The sequence below is a fragment of the Sphingomonas sp. Sphisp66 genome (assembly GCF_047324325.1).
Classification (GTDB): Bacteria; Pseudomonadota; Alphaproteobacteria; order Sphingomonadales; family Sphingomonadaceae; genus Sphingomonas.
In genome coordinates this window covers 2,336,387-2,349,619 of sequence record NZ_CP168508.1, presented here as the reverse complement: position 1 = coordinate 2,349,619, position 13,233 = coordinate 2,336,387, and the positions used below count along the sequence as shown (strand labels likewise).

Here is a 13,233-nt window from a genome sequence, read left to right as displayed (position 1 = left end):
TGTTCGCGCTACCTTCGGCGCATGCGGCATTTGACGGACGTCAATTCGGGATCGCCAGGGCCGGCGTAGATCGGGCGGGATACGAAGGATCCCGTCATGACGCGCCGCAGTCCACCCTTCGAACTGCTCATTTCGGGCTTCCAGCTATTGGAAGACGATCATGCCGTGCAGTGCAGCCTGTGCCACGAACTGGAGGGCGTTGCGGATCGGCTGCCGGCCCTGCCGTCGCCCGCCGAGGTGATGCGGCTGTGCAAGACGATCCAGCGCGTGACCGCCACGCATTTCGCCCGGGCCGAGCGCATCTTTGCCGGGTTGCCCCTGGCGCATCGGCCCGCGCCGGCATTCCTCTCGGCGCTGCACGAGATGCACCAGTTCGACCGGATGCATGGCGAGGACCTGGCGAGCGAACTGCGCCGCAGCGTCGAGACCGGGGCCGAGCGCGACGTGGGCAAGCTCTCCTACATGCTGCGCTGCTTCTTCGACGGCTGCCGCCGGGCGATCGTGCTCAAGGAAAGCGGGATCGAGATCGCCTGGCGCGGGCTCATGCCGGGTTGAGGATCGCTCGCAGGCTGGCTTCGCGCAGCACGGTGCAGCCGCGATCCCCCTTGGCGAAGGTCAGGATGCCCGCCGCCTTGAGTAGCGAGAGCTGGCGGCTGACCGTCTCGATCGTCAGCCCCAGATAATCCGCCATCTCGCCACGGCTTATCGGGATGGCGATGAGGGTGCCGCCGCTCGCCACGGGGCGGCCGGTACGCTCGACCAGGTCGAGCAGGAAACCGGCGATCCGCTCGCGGGCGTTGCGGCGGCCGAGCGCGAGCATCCGGGCGCGGGCGTCTCCGAGCGCCAGCAAGGTACGGCGCAGCAGCATGCGCTCCATGCGCGGATGCTGCTCCAGCGTGCGCTCGAATGCGGCGCGGGGATAGGTGCACAGGTCGGTCTCGCACAGGGCCGAGACGGTCAGTGTCGCGTCGTCCGCGAACAGCTCGCCGACAAAGTCGCCGGGGAAGAGCAGGCCGACGATCTGCTCGCGCCCGTCGCTGGTGGAGGCGGTGACCTTGAGCATGCCCTCGACCACGGTGGCGCAATGGTGGTTGCAGTCCCCGGCCCAGTTGAACACCTGGCCCGCCGGCAAGGTACGGCGCCGGCCGATCGCATGGAGCGCTGGGAGTTCGCCATCCGCCATCGCCGCGCAGAGCGAGCTGCCGCGTGCCTTGCAGGATTGACAGCGCGCGGGGGCGCAGCTGGCTGTGGTGTGGTCCTGGAGGAGCATGGCGGACGCTTTCGGCTGGAGGGCTAGACGGCGCTGCTGAAGCGATTGGTGCTCGCCACGCGCCAAGGATCGAAGGTTGCCGCGATGGTGCGGGCATAGGGCAGGGCGCCCTTGTCGAGCAGCAGCCGGGTGCCGGCCCAGGCGATCAGGCCCCGTGCCTCGAACGGCACCAGCCGGGTGCGGATCCCTTCGAGGTCCGACAGGCCGATGCATTCCGCTTCGCCGCGGCAGAGCAGGGCCTCGATGATCGCACCGCGGCGCCGATCGCCCGCGCTGCGCCTTATGCCTCGGGCGGTGCCGAACTGGCCGTTGCCCATGCGCAGGTGATAGCGGCCGGTGTTCTTCTCGTTCTGAAGCAGCGCGCCCGGGAAGGCGCTGATCGCGGAGGCCCCCAGGCCGATCAGCACCTCGGATCTGTCCTCGGTGAAGCCCTGGAAGTTGCGGCGCAGCGTCCTGCCGCGCGCGGCACGGGCGATCGTGTCGTGCGGCAGCGCGAAATGATCGAAGCCGATCGCGTCATAGCCGGCGCCGGTGAGCTTGCGATGCGCCTGCTGCGCCATGGCGAAGCGGACGGCGGGGCCGGGCAGGCGGGTTGAGTCGATCCGGCGCTGTCGGGGCAGCAAATGCGGGACATGCGCATAGCCGAACACAGCGAAGCGCTCGGGATGCATCGACAGGGCGATGCCCAGCGTCTCGTCGAGATCCTCGGAGAACTGGCCCGGCAGGCCGTACATCAGGTCGAAGTTGATCGATCGCACCCCCGCCACGCGGAGCCGGCCGGCGGTGCAGGCGATCTCCTCGGTCGGCTGGATGCGGCCGATCGCGCGCTGGATGTGCGGTGCGAAGGTCTGCACGCCCAAGCTGGCGCGGGTGACCTTGTTGCGCGCGAAGCACTCGGCCCATTCCCAGCCGAAGCCGCGCGGATCGAGCTCGACCGAGACGATGGCATCGGCGCAGGCGAAGGCGCTGCGCAGCCGTTGCATCAGTGCGTCGAACTGCGCGGGAGCAAGGGCATTTGGGCTGCCGCCGCCCCAGGCGATGCGCGCGATCCTGCCGCGGCCATCGAGCTTGCGGGCGACCAGGTCGATCTCCTCGCCCAGCCGCTGGACATAGGCGGTGACGCGCGCGGTGCGGTTGGCGGCGCTGGTGTTGCAGCCGCAATACCAGCAGATCTCATGGCAATAGGGGATGTGGAGGTAGAGCGAGACCGGCTCGTCCTCGCGCACCCGGGCCAGCGCGTGCTCCATGTCAGCGGGCCCGACATCGTCGCCGAACTCCGCTGCGGTGGGGAAGCTGGTGTAGCGGGGCACCGGCGTGGCGAGCAGCTCGGGATGATAGGTCCACATGGCAATTCCCTGCGGGCGCTGCGGCGCGGGGGCTTTGATGCCGGTCAAATCGCGGCTTGCGCTGCTGCAATGCGGCGCGGCGAACCGGCGCGCATCCCCTGGCGCGACAACACAGGAGGCAATGATGAAGACCCTGATCGCCCTGGCCGCCGCGAGCATGATGGCCGCGCTTCCCGCCGGCGCCCAGATGCGCGACGAAACCGGCATCAAGGCGGGCGACGTGCTCGTCCGGCTGCGCACCATCCTGGTGGCGCCCAACGAGAAATCGAACGGCATCCACCCGGCCTTCCAGGGCGAGAAGGTGAAGCTCGACAATGCCGTCATGCCCGAGATCGATGCGACCTACATGGTCACCGACACGATCGGCCTGGAGCTGATCGCCTCGACTACAAAGCATGATTTCTCGGGCGTCAGCGGCACCACCGGGTCGATCGGCAGGCTCGGCTCGACCTGGGTGCTGCCGCCGACGCTGACCGCGCAATATCACTTCAATCCGCGCGGCAAGCTGCGGCCCTATCTCGGCGCGGGCGTGAACTACACGATGTTCTGGGATGAGAAGGCGTCGGCCGGGCTGCAGGGCGCCGTGGGCAAGACCAGGGTGCGCATGTCCGACAGCTTCGGCTGGGCGGCGCAGGCGGGCATGGACGTCGACCTGACCCGCAAGGTCTTCCTCAACCTCGATGTGAAGTACATCGACATGCGCACCGATGTGCGGCTCGACACGGCCGCGATCGGCACGCAGCGCACGCTGGTGAAGGTCAATCCGCTGGTGTTCGGCCTGGGGCTCGGCGTGCGGCTCTAGATCTCGATGAAGCCGCGCCGCGCCGCGGTGATCACCGCATGGGTGCGGTCGGCGACGTCGAGCTTGGCGAAGATGTTCTTGAGGTGCGCCTTCACCGTGTCGGTGGAAAGCGACAGCCGCCAGGCGATCTGCTTGTTGGGATGGCCTTCGGCGACCAGCTTGAGGATGTCGGTCTCGCGCTCGCTCAGCCGGTCGTCGAAGGCATGGAGCGCGATCTCCTGCGCGACATCGGCGGCGATCGCGCGGCGCCCCTCATGGACGGCGCGGATCGTGTCGAGCAGGTCCTTGCGGATGCAGCTCTTGAGCAGATAGCCGGTCGCGCCCGCCTTGAGCGCGCGCAGCGCATGGGTGTCGCCGGGATAGGTGGTCAGCACGACGAACTGCGCCGCGGGGAATTCGCGGCGGATCACCTCGATCGTCTCGACCCCGTCCATGCCGGGCATCTGGATGTCCATCAGCGTCACGTCGGGCTGGAGCGCGCGATACTGCTCCACCGCCTCGGCACCGCCCTGCGCCTCGCCGACGATCTCCATGTCGGGCTGGCGCTCGACCACCGCGACGATGCCCTCGCGCAGCATCGGATGGTCGTCGACCACCATCACGCGGACGGTTCTCGTGCTCGTTATCACAGCTGCTTCACCCAATTCGGCCTCCCGTGACCAGAGCGCGCCACTTGCGGCGCCGTGTGTTCGAATAGGCGATCGTCGCGGGGACGATCAACGCGACTTCGGTGCCGCCGCCGGCCGGGCGCTGCACCACCAGCCGCGCCTGGATCTTGCCGGCGCGCTCCTGCATGCCGGGCAGGCCGAAATGGCCGTCGCGTCGGCCGTCGCGCACTATCTCCTCGGCGATGCCGACGCCGTCGTCGCGGAAGCGGACCGAGAAGCTCTCGGGGCGGAAGGCGATGCGGATGAGGATCTGCTTCGCCTGGGCGTGGCGCCAGATGTTGAACAGCGCCTCGTTGGCGATGCGTGCCACTTCGTCCCACACCAGCGGGTCTAGCGCCCGCGCCTCGCCTTCGCTGGCGACGTTGATCTGGGTGGCGGGCGAGAAGACCTGCTTGCGGGCGATCTCGAGGATCATGTGCTCGATATCGTCGGCGCCGCCGATCATCCGCAGGTCGCGCACCCGGTCGCGGCCCTCGGCCAGCACGTCGTCGGCGCGGTCGAGCGCTTCCTCCAGCGTGCGGCGGGCGGGGTTCTCGGGCGGAATGTCGTCGGCAACGAGCTGGAATCGCAGAACCAGCGCCTGAACCCCCTGGAGAAGCGTATCGTGCAATTCCCGCGCGATCCGCTCCCGCTCGGCGAGGCGCTCGCGCATGCGGACGCGCATCTGCGCCGCCATCGCACGCACCTTCACCTGGTAGAGCAGCAGGAACAGCGCTGCGATCGCCACCGCGCAGAGCAGGGCGAACCACGGGCTCTGCAGGAAGGTGGGCGGGATGGTGAGCTCCAGCACCGCCGGCCTCGGGTTCCACAGACCGTCATTGTTCGAGGCCATCACCCGGAAGCGGTACGTGCCCGGATCGAGATTGGTGTAGAAGGCCTGTCGCCGGGTGCCAGGATCGATCCAGCCCTTGTCGAAGCCTTCCAGCATGTAGCGGAAATGCACCCGGCTCGGCACCGAGAAGCTGAGGCCGGTATAGTCGATCGAGAGATTGGTCTTGCCCGCCGGAAGCGTGATCCGTTGCGGATCGACGAAGCGCTGGCCGTCGACGGTCAGCGCCCGGATCGCCACGGGCGGTACCGCGGCGTTGCGGACGAGGTGCGCGGGATCGATGCGCATCACGCTCTGGCGGGTGAGGAACCAGAGACGCCCGTCGCCGCCCGCATCGATCTGCAGCCCGTCGGCGCGCTGGGTACGGCTGGAGAGGCCGTCCTGCTCGTCGAACAGGTCGTGGCGGAGCGGCGCGGTGGGCTGGGCGAAGGCGCGGTCGAGATCGGCGGTGCGCAGCCGCAACAGGCCGGTATTGTTGACCATCCAGGTCTCGCCGGTGGCGGCCTGCACCACGCCGCGCACGCCGCGCAGCCAAGGATGATGGGCGATCGACAGCCGCTCGAACCGGCCGTTCCGCCAGCGCGCCAGCCCGTCACCGCCGGCGACCAGCAGGCCTTCGCGGCTGCCATAGACGCCGGTCAGGCCGGAGACGCCGATCTGCTCGTTGGTCCAGCCGCGGGCGATCGATCCGGTGACGCGGACAAGGGCCTTGCGATCGAGGATGATCACCGGATTGCCGTCGCCGTCGATCACGATGTCCTGCGGCCGGCCGGGCAGGGGGAGCCTTGGTTCATGCCAGCCATTGCCACGGCGGACGAGCACGCCGTGCTGGAAGCGCGCGACCCAGAGGCGTCCGAGCCGGTCCTCGGCGCACCCGAAGGTGGCGCCGGCGCCGGGCAGGCCGAGCGTCTCCACCACCCGGTCGCCGCGCAGCCGGACCATCTTCTCGGGCGTGCTCAGCCACACCGATCCATTGCCGCCGCGGCACAGCGCCTGGATTTCCGTGTAGCCGCTCGAGAAGAGCACGGGTTCCCGGCCGGGCAGGGCGCGGTAGAGCGAGGGGCCGCTCGCCAGCCAGACCGTGCCGCTGCTGTCCGCCGCGAGCAGATAGCCTTCCGCCGCGCCGCCCGACGGCGTGTCGATGCGGAAGAGGTTGGCCGGGCGGAACTGGTCGAGCCCCAGCTCGGTGCCGACCCAGATATTGCCCTCGCGGTCCTGGAGGAACGACACCGCCTGGTTCGAGGTGAGGCCGTTGCCGGTGCGATAGGTGGAGACCGCGCCCGGCAGGTCGTATCGATCCGCGGCGCGATCGACTTCGAAGATGCCGCTGGTGAAGCTCGAGCCCCAGAGATTGCCGTCGCGGTCGAACAGGATCGCCGTGCGGCGCACCCGACCGGAAAAGGGGTAGAGCACCGAACTGCGCGGCGTGTGCGCGCCGGCGGCATAATCGGGCAGCATGCGCGTGCCGTGCTCGTCGGCCAGCCACATATTGCCCTTGGGATCGAGCGCGAGATGGCCGCCGAAGCCGAGCTGCACCCCGGTCGGCTCGAAGCGTTTCCCGCCCCGGCGCCAGATGTAGAGCTGCTTGTCGGTGGCGATCCAGACCGAGCCGTCGCGGGCGGTGGCGAGGCTGGAGACATATTCCTTGTCCGGCACGCCCTGTGCTTCGCCGATCGTTTCCCAGCGGCCGCCGCGATAGCGCTTCAGTGCCTTGTGGGTGCGCCCGCCGACCGCCCAGATCGCGCCGTCCCGGTCTTCCCGCAGCTCGGTGAACTCGCCCGCGGCATCGGTCATGCCGGTGCGCACCATGCGTCCGCCGCGATAGACCTCGACCCCGCCGGCGCCGGCATAGGCGGCCCAGAGCTCGCCGGCGCGGGTGACGAGCACCGCGCTGACCGGGATCGCGCCGCGGGGATGGTCGGCGGCGGGCGGGACATATTCGAAGGTCACGCCGTCGAAGCGGTAGAGCCCGTTGCCGGTGCCGACCCAGATATAGCCGTCCGGTCCCTGGGCGAGCGCCTGGACCATGGCGGGGACGCCGTCCTTGCTGGTCCAGGTGGCGTGGAGATAGCGCGATATGCCCTGGCCGGGCGCGTCGGCGGTGGCCGTGCCGGTGCAGCACAGCGCGACGATCCCGGCGATGAGCAAGGCCAGTCGCAAGACGCTCCCTTTCTCACGCGACGCTTTGGAAAGCCGGGATGCTAGCACGAAAGCCCGGCGGAGCGTGAGGTACCCGAAAGAGTAGGCGCTGGCTACCGGCGCGGGATTTCCTTCGGCGCGGCGGCGTGGGACCCACATCGGACATCTGGCCGGAGGAAGAGCATGGACGAGCGTCTCGAGATCACGCGCCGCGCGTTCGGCATGGGCGCGGCGGCAGCGGCGGCGGTCGCGGCATTGCCCGTCTCCTTCCCGGCCATCGCTTCCCCCAATGCAGGAGACAGGATGATGGGCACCTTCAAGGTCGCGGACGGCACCGAGCTTTTCTACAAGGACTGGGGTCCCAGGGACGCGCAGGTGATCTGGTTCCACCATGGCTGGCCGCTCTCGGCGGACGACTGGGACAGCCAGATGATCTTCTTCCTCCACCAGGGCTACCGCGTGATCGCGCATGACCGCCGCGGGCATGGCCGCTCGACCCAGACCTATACGGGCAACGAGATGGACACCTATGCCGCAGATGTCGCGGCGCTGGTCGAGCATATCGACGTCAAGGGCGCCATCCATGTCGGCCACTCGACCGGCGGCGGCGAGGTCGCCCATTATGTCGCGCGGGCCAAGCCGGGCCGCGTCTCGAAGATGGTGCTGATCGGCGCGGTGCCGCCGGTCATGCTCAAGAGCGAGAAGAACCCGGGCGGCCTGCCGATCGAGGTGTTCGACGGCATCCGCGCCGGCGTGCTCGCCAATCGCGCGCAGCTCTACATCGATTTCCCGACCGGCCCCTTCTACGGCTACAACCGGCCGGGCGCGAAGATCAGCCAGGGCATCATCGACAACTGGTATCGCCAGGGCATGATGGGCGGGATCAAGGCCCATTACGACTGCATCAAGGCGTTCAGCGAGACCGACTTCACCGACGACCTGAAGAAGATCGAAGTGCCGTCGCTGGTGATGCACGGCGATGACGACCAGATCGTGCCCTATGCGGACTCGGCGCCGCTCTCGGCCAAGCTGCTGAAGAATGCCACGCTCAAGACCTACAAGGGCCTTCCGCACGGCATGGCGACCACGCATCCCGAAGTGATCAACCCGGACCTGCTCGCCTTCATCAAGGGCTGATCGTCGCACCCGAGTTCGGAGTATCGGATTGGCCCCCACGGTCATGCTCATCCATGGCGCTTGGCTGACCCCCAGCGCCTGGGACCGCTTCCGCCAGCGCTACGAGGCGGCGGGCATGACCGTGGTGGCGCCGGCCTGGCCCTGGCTCGACCGCCCGGTGGACGAGCTCCGCCGGGCGCCCGACCCGCGGCTGGCCAGGCTCGGCCTGCGCGAGATCACCGACCATTATGCCGCGCTGATCGCGGCGATGCCGCACCCGCCGATCCTGATCGGCCACAGCTTTGGCGGGCTGGTCGTCCAGCTGCTCGCCGATCGCGGGTTGGGCGCCGCGGCGGTGGCGATCGACCCGACGCCGCCGTTCGGGGTGCCCGTGCACCCGCTGGCGCTATGGTCCTCGCTCGGCGTGTTCACGGCCTTCAACGGCTGGAACCGCGTGCTGCGGATGCGCGCGGCGAGCTTCGCCACCGGCTTTGCCCAGACGCTGCCCGAGGCCGAGAAGCTCTATGCCTGGGAGAAGTTCATCGTGCCCACGCCCGGGCGGATATTCTTCCAGGCGGCGCTGGGCATCGGCAGCCGGGTGCGCTGGGACAATCCCGACCGGCCGCCGCTGATGCTGATCGCCGGCGCGCGCGATTGCACCGTGCCCGCGCCGATGGTGCGCGGCGCCTATCGCCGGCACCTGCGCTCGCCGGCCGTCACGGCGTTCCACGAATTTCCCGGCCGCTCGCACTGGCTGTGCAACGAGGATGGCTGGGAGGAAGTCGCCGACCGGGCGCTGTCCTGGGCGCGGACCGCGGCGGGGCGCTGATTTCCTATCCCGCGCGCCGTCGCGACTCGCCAAAGTACAGGAAGTACACGCCGGAAGCGGGTTTTCCCGGTCGGAAGGTCACAAAGTTCGCACCATTGGCGGCTTGCGAGATGCCGGCCGCGCAACAGGATTGCGCGAGGCCGATCCTATCTTTCCTACTGTGCAAAGAGCGGTCCGAAGACGCCTAAGCCCAGCAGGTGAAATCCTACATTGCAAGCGTGCCGCCCGTGACCCTGGGCTCCTGCTTTCGCAGGAGCACAAGGTCGGGGCTCAGGCGTATTCCGGCATGCCCTCCAGCAGCTTGTCGAGCGTGACCGGATAGTCGCGTACGCGGACGCCGGTGGCGTTGTAGATCGCATTGGCGACCGCCGCGCCGACTCCGCAGATGCCGAGTTCGCCCACGCCCTTGGCCTTCATCGGCGAGGTGGTGGGATCGGTCTCCTCGAGGAAGATCACTTCCTGGTGCGGGATGTCGGCATGGACCGGCACTTCGTACCCCGCCAGGTCGTGGTTGACGAAGAATCCGAAGCGCTTGTCGACCGCCAGCTCCTCCATCAGCGCCGCGCCGGCGCCCATGGTCATCGCCCCGATCACCTGGCTGCGCGCCGAGACCGGATTGAGGATACGGCCGGCCGCGCAGACCGCCAGCATGCGGCGAATGCGGATCTCGGCGGTGGCGATGTCGACGCCGACCTCGACGAAGTGCGCGCCGAAGGTCGATTGCTGGAACTTGCGACCCAGGTCGCCATATTCCATCACGTCCTCGGCGACGATCTCGCCGGACTTGGCGGCATCGGCGAGCGGCACGCTGCGCTTGCTCGCGCGGACCTTGCCGCCGGCGAACACCGTATCGGCCGAGTTGAAGCCGAGCTTCTGCGCCACCGCCTCGCGCAGCTTGACGCAGGCAGCGTAGACGCCCGCGGTCGCGCTGTTCGCGCCCCATTGCCCGCCCGAGCCGGCCGAGACCGGGAAGCTGGAATCGCCGAGCTTCACCTTCACCTTGTCGAGCGGCACGCCCATCATCTCGGCAGCGGTCTGCGCGACGATCGTGTAGGTGCCGGTGCCGATATCGGTCATGTCGGTCTCGACCGTGACCACGCCGTAGCTGTCGAGGCGAACGCGCGCGGCGGACTTCATGTTGATGTTGTTGCGGAAGGCCGCGGCCATGCCGATGCCGACCAGCCAGCGCCCGTCGCGCACCTGGCCCGGCCTGGCATTGCGCTTCGCCCAGCCGAACTTCTCCGCGCCGGTGCGCATGCACTCGACCAGCCGGCGCTGCGAGAAGGGGCGCTCCGGCTTTTCGGGATCGACCTGGGTGTCGTTGAGCGCACGGAACTCGATCGGATCGAGGCCGAGCTTCTCGGCCAGCTCGTCCATCGCGATCTCGAGCGCCATCATGCCCGGCGCCTCGCCCGGTGCACGCATCGCGTTCGCCTCGGGCAGGTTGAGCACGGCGAGCTTCTGGCCGATCAGGCGATTGGCTCCGGCATAGAGCAGCCGCGACTGGGCGACCGAATTCTCGCCGCCGCCACCGGGCAGGTCGCCGCACCATTCCTCATGCGCGATCGCGCTGATCCTGCCGTCGCGACCGGTGCCGATGCGGATGCGCTGGATCGTCGCGGGACGATGCGTGGTGTTGTTGAACATCAGCGGACGGGGCAGGGCGACCTTGACCGGCCGGCCCGCCGCCTTGGCGCCCAAAGCGGCCAGGATCGCATCGGCGCGGACGAACAGCTTGCCGCCGAAGCCGCCGCCGATGAAGGGGGAGATCAGCCGGACATTCTCCTTGGGGATGCCGAGCGTCTTGGCGACATCGCCCTGGCCCCAGGCGATCATCTGGTTGGCGGTCCAGAGCTGGAGCTTGTCGCCGTCCCAGGCCGCGATCGAGGCATGTGGCTCCATCATCGCATGCGCATGATCGGGCGTGGTGTATTTCTGGTCGAACTGCACCGGCGCGGCGGCGAAGGCGCCGTCGAAATCGCCGACCCTGGCATTGTTGCCGCCCGCCTTGACCGCGCTGTCCACCGAGGCGGCAAGATCATAGGCAGCCTTTTCGCGGGCATAGTCGACGCGGACCAAAGCGGCGGCGGCGCGCGCTTGCTCGAACGTCTCGGCGACCACCACGGCGACAGCCTGGTGGTAATGCTCGATGTCCGGACCGCCGAGCAGCTTGGCGGTGTTGAAGCTGCCCTTGACCAGCTTGCCGGCATTGTCGGCGGTGACGATCGCCAGCACGCCGGGCGCGGCCTTGGCATCGCGCAGGTCGATGCCGGTGATGCGGCCCTTGGCGATCGCCGAGCCGACGACATAGCCATAGGCGGGATTGGCCACCACGTCGCCATGCTCATAGGCATAGCGGGCGGTGCCGGTGGTCTTGAGCGGCCCCTCGATACGCGGCGTGGGCTTGCCGACGATCCTGCCCTGGTCGATCGGGTTGGTGCCGGCGGGTTCGGTGAACTTCATGGCTCAGGCCCTCGCTTCGGCAATGGCGGCGGCGAGCGTGCGCTCGGCCAGCACCAGCTTGAACTTGTTCTGCTCGGTCGGCTTCGCACCGGCAAAGGCGAGCGCGGCGGCGGCCTTTGCCCCCTGGGCCAGCGCGGCTTCGGCCGCCTCGACCCGCCAGGGCCTTGGTGCGACGCCGCCGAACGCGACGCGGCCGGTGCCGTCCTTCTGGAGGATCGCGCCTACCGAGACGAGCGCGAAGGCATAGGAGGCGCGGTCGCGGACCTTGTGGTAGATGTGGGTGCCGCCGATCGGCCTGGGCAAGGTCACCGCGGTGATCAGCTCGCCGGCTGCCAGGCTGTTCTCGACGTTCGGGGTGTCGCCGGGGAGCGTGTGGAACTCGGCGATCGGGATCGAGCGGGTGGTGCCGTCCGCACGCACCGTTTCCACCACCGCGTCGAGCGCGCGCATCGCCACCGCCATGTCGCTGGGATGGGTGGCGATGCAGGCGTCGCTGGTGCCGATCACGGCGAGGCTGCGGTTGATCCCGCCGATCGCCGCGCAGCCGCTGCCGGGCCTGCGCTTGTTGCACGGCTGGTTGGTGTCGTAGAAATAGGGGCAGCGGGTGCGCTGGAGCAGATTGCCCGCGGTCGTCGCCTTGTTGCGCAGCTGGCCCGAGGCGCCAGCGACCAGCGCACGGGAGAGCAGGGCGTAGTCCTTGCGGACGCGCCTGTCGGCGGCGAGATCGGTGTTGCGGACCAGCGCGCCGATGCGCAGCCCGCCCTCCGCCGTCGCCTCGATCCGGTCGAGCCCGAGATGGTTGACGTCGACCAGATGGGTCGGCGTCTCGATCTGCAGCTTCATCAGGTCGAGCAGATTGGTGCCGCCGGCGATGAAGCGGGCGCCCTGGGTGCTGCCGACGATCGCGGCGGCCTCGGCCGGGCTATGCGCCCGTTCGTAGCTGAACGCCTTCATGCCTTCCTCCGCGCGGCGACTTCGCCGATCGCCTCGATGATGTTCGAATAGGCGCCGCAGCGACAGATGTTGCCGCTCATCCGCTCGCGGATCTCGTCGGCGCTCATCGCCGGCTTGCCTGCGATGTCGCCGGTGACGTGGCTGGGGATGCCGGCGCGGATCTCGTCGAGCACCGCCACTGCCGAGCAGATCTGCCCCGGGGTGCAATAGCCGCACTGATAGCCGTCATGCTTGACGAAGGCGGCCTGCATCGGATGGAGCTTCTCGGGCGTGCCGAGGCCCTCGACGGTGGTGATGCTGTCGCCTTCGTGCATCACCGCCAGGCTGAGGCAGGAGTTGATCCGCCGGCCGTCGACGATCACCGTGCAGGCGCCGCACTGGCCATGGTCGCAGCCCTTCTTGGTGCCGCCGAGCAGCAGATGCTCGCGCAGCGCGTCGAGCAGGGTGGTGCGGGTGTCGAGCTCCAGCGCGTGCGGCTTGCCGTTCACCTTGAGGTTGACCTTCGCCAGCACCGGCGTGCCGGCACCGGCCGAGCCGGCCTGTTCAGGAGCCGCCTCTGCGACGGGGGCGGCCGTGGCCGCGACCGAGGCTGCGCCGCCGATCAAGACACCGCGCCGGGAAAGTTCGAAATCGCCTGGTCCGTGCATATCGGCATCTGCTCCTCATGACGCTGGTGCGTGTCCCGACTTCAACGTTCTAACGCGAACCGGGGGCCAGGCAAAGCGCGGCCTTGGCGGCCGGCTCCGGTCGAGGGAGAACGAGCGAGCCTGAGCAGATGTTGCCAGCATGCTGGAACAAGGGGATAAAGCCGCCAGAT

General features: G+C 68.8%; 11 protein-coding genes. 4 read left to right on the top strand and 7 right to left on the bottom strand.

From position 1 onward, the window contains the following. The first annotated feature begins 96 nt into the window (after positions 1 to 96). On the top strand, positions 97 to 555 hold the full coding sequence (locus tag ACEN8G_RS11275) for a hemerythrin domain-containing protein (protein ID WP_413414471.1): 459 nt from the start codon (positions 97 to 99) through the stop codon (positions 553 to 555). Here ACEN8G_RS11275 and ACEN8G_RS11270 read toward each other — a convergent pair. Together ACEN8G_RS11270 and hemN are read right to left on the bottom strand one after the other, a co-directional pair. After that, positions 542 to 1,270 carry a Crp/Fnr family transcriptional regulator gene (locus ACEN8G_RS11270; RefSeq protein WP_413414470.1) on the bottom strand — a complete coding sequence of 243 codons (729 nt, stop codon included), beginning with the start codon at positions 1,268 to 1,270 and terminating at the stop codon, positions 542 to 544. The two genes, ACEN8G_RS11275 and ACEN8G_RS11270, sit on opposite strands and share 14 nt — an antisense overlap. Positions 1,271 to 1,293: 23 nt before the next feature. After that, positions 1,294 to 2,616: an oxygen-independent coproporphyrinogen III oxidase gene (gene hemN / locus ACEN8G_RS11265; protein WP_413414469.1), complete on the bottom strand. Its 1,323-nt coding sequence runs from the start codon at positions 2,614 to 2,616 to the stop codon at positions 1,294 to 1,296. 121 nt (positions 2,617 to 2,737) lie between these two features. On the opposite strand from hemN, the gene ACEN8G_RS11260 reads away from it, so the two are divergent. Then, positions 2,738 to 3,418, top strand: a complete 681-nt coding sequence (locus ACEN8G_RS11260) for an OmpW/AlkL family protein (RefSeq protein ID WP_413414468.1) — start codon at positions 2,738 to 2,740, stop codon at positions 3,416 to 3,418. Here ACEN8G_RS11260 and ACEN8G_RS11255 read toward each other — a convergent pair. Next, positions 3,415 to 4,062: a response regulator gene (locus tag ACEN8G_RS11255; RefSeq protein WP_413414467.1), complete on the bottom strand. Its 648-nt coding sequence runs from the start codon at positions 4,060 to 4,062 to the stop codon at positions 3,415 to 3,417. The genes ACEN8G_RS11260 and ACEN8G_RS11255 overlap by 4 nt on opposite strands. Then, positions 4,055 to 7,075, bottom strand: coding sequence for a two-component regulator propeller domain-containing protein (locus ACEN8G_RS11250; protein ID WP_413414466.1), 3,021 nt, complete (start codon positions 7,073 to 7,075; stop codon positions 4,055 to 4,057). Before ACEN8G_RS11250 ends, ACEN8G_RS11255 begins: the two co-directional genes overlap by 8 nt. A 285-nt stretch (positions 7,076 to 7,360) precedes the next feature. Here ACEN8G_RS11250 and ACEN8G_RS11245 point away from each other — a divergent pair, with 285 nt between their 5' ends. Together ACEN8G_RS11245 and ACEN8G_RS11240 are read left to right on the top strand one after the other, a co-directional pair. Continuing rightward, entirely contained in the window at positions 7,361 to 8,191 is an 831-nt protein-coding gene (locus tag ACEN8G_RS11245) for an alpha/beta fold hydrolase (RefSeq protein WP_413414486.1), read from the top strand. A 43-nt stretch (positions 8,192 to 8,234) separates the two neighbouring features. Further along, positions 8,235 to 8,999, top strand: coding sequence for an alpha/beta hydrolase (locus ACEN8G_RS11240; RefSeq protein WP_413740785.1), 765 nt, complete (start codon positions 8,235 to 8,237; stop codon positions 8,997 to 8,999). 270 nt (positions 9,000 to 9,269) lie between these two features. Here ACEN8G_RS11240 and paoC read toward each other — a convergent pair whose 3' ends face one another. Genes paoC through paoA form a run of 3 tightly spaced genes read right to left on the bottom strand, consistent with a single transcriptional unit; the run spans position 9,270 to position 13,063 of the window. After that, positions 9,270 to 11,462: an aldehyde oxidoreductase molybdenum-binding subunit PaoC gene (gene paoC / locus ACEN8G_RS11235; protein ID WP_413414464.1), complete on the bottom strand. Its 2,193-nt coding sequence runs from the start codon at positions 11,460 to 11,462 to the stop codon at positions 9,270 to 9,272. 3 nt (positions 11,463 to 11,465) lie between these two features. Beyond that, positions 11,466 to 12,416 carry an FAD binding domain-containing protein gene (locus ACEN8G_RS11230; RefSeq protein WP_413414463.1) on the bottom strand — a complete coding sequence of 317 codons (951 nt, stop codon included), beginning with the start codon at positions 12,414 to 12,416 and terminating at the stop codon, positions 11,466 to 11,468. Beyond that, positions 12,413 to 13,063 carry an aldehyde dehydrogenase iron-sulfur subunit PaoA gene (gene paoA, locus ACEN8G_RS11225; RefSeq protein ID WP_413414462.1) on the bottom strand — a complete coding sequence of 217 codons (651 nt, stop codon included), beginning with the start codon at positions 13,061 to 13,063 and terminating at the stop codon, positions 12,413 to 12,415. The genes ACEN8G_RS11230 and paoA overlap by 4 nt, the downstream gene beginning before the upstream one ends. Positions 13,064 to 13,233: the final 170 nt, after the last annotated feature.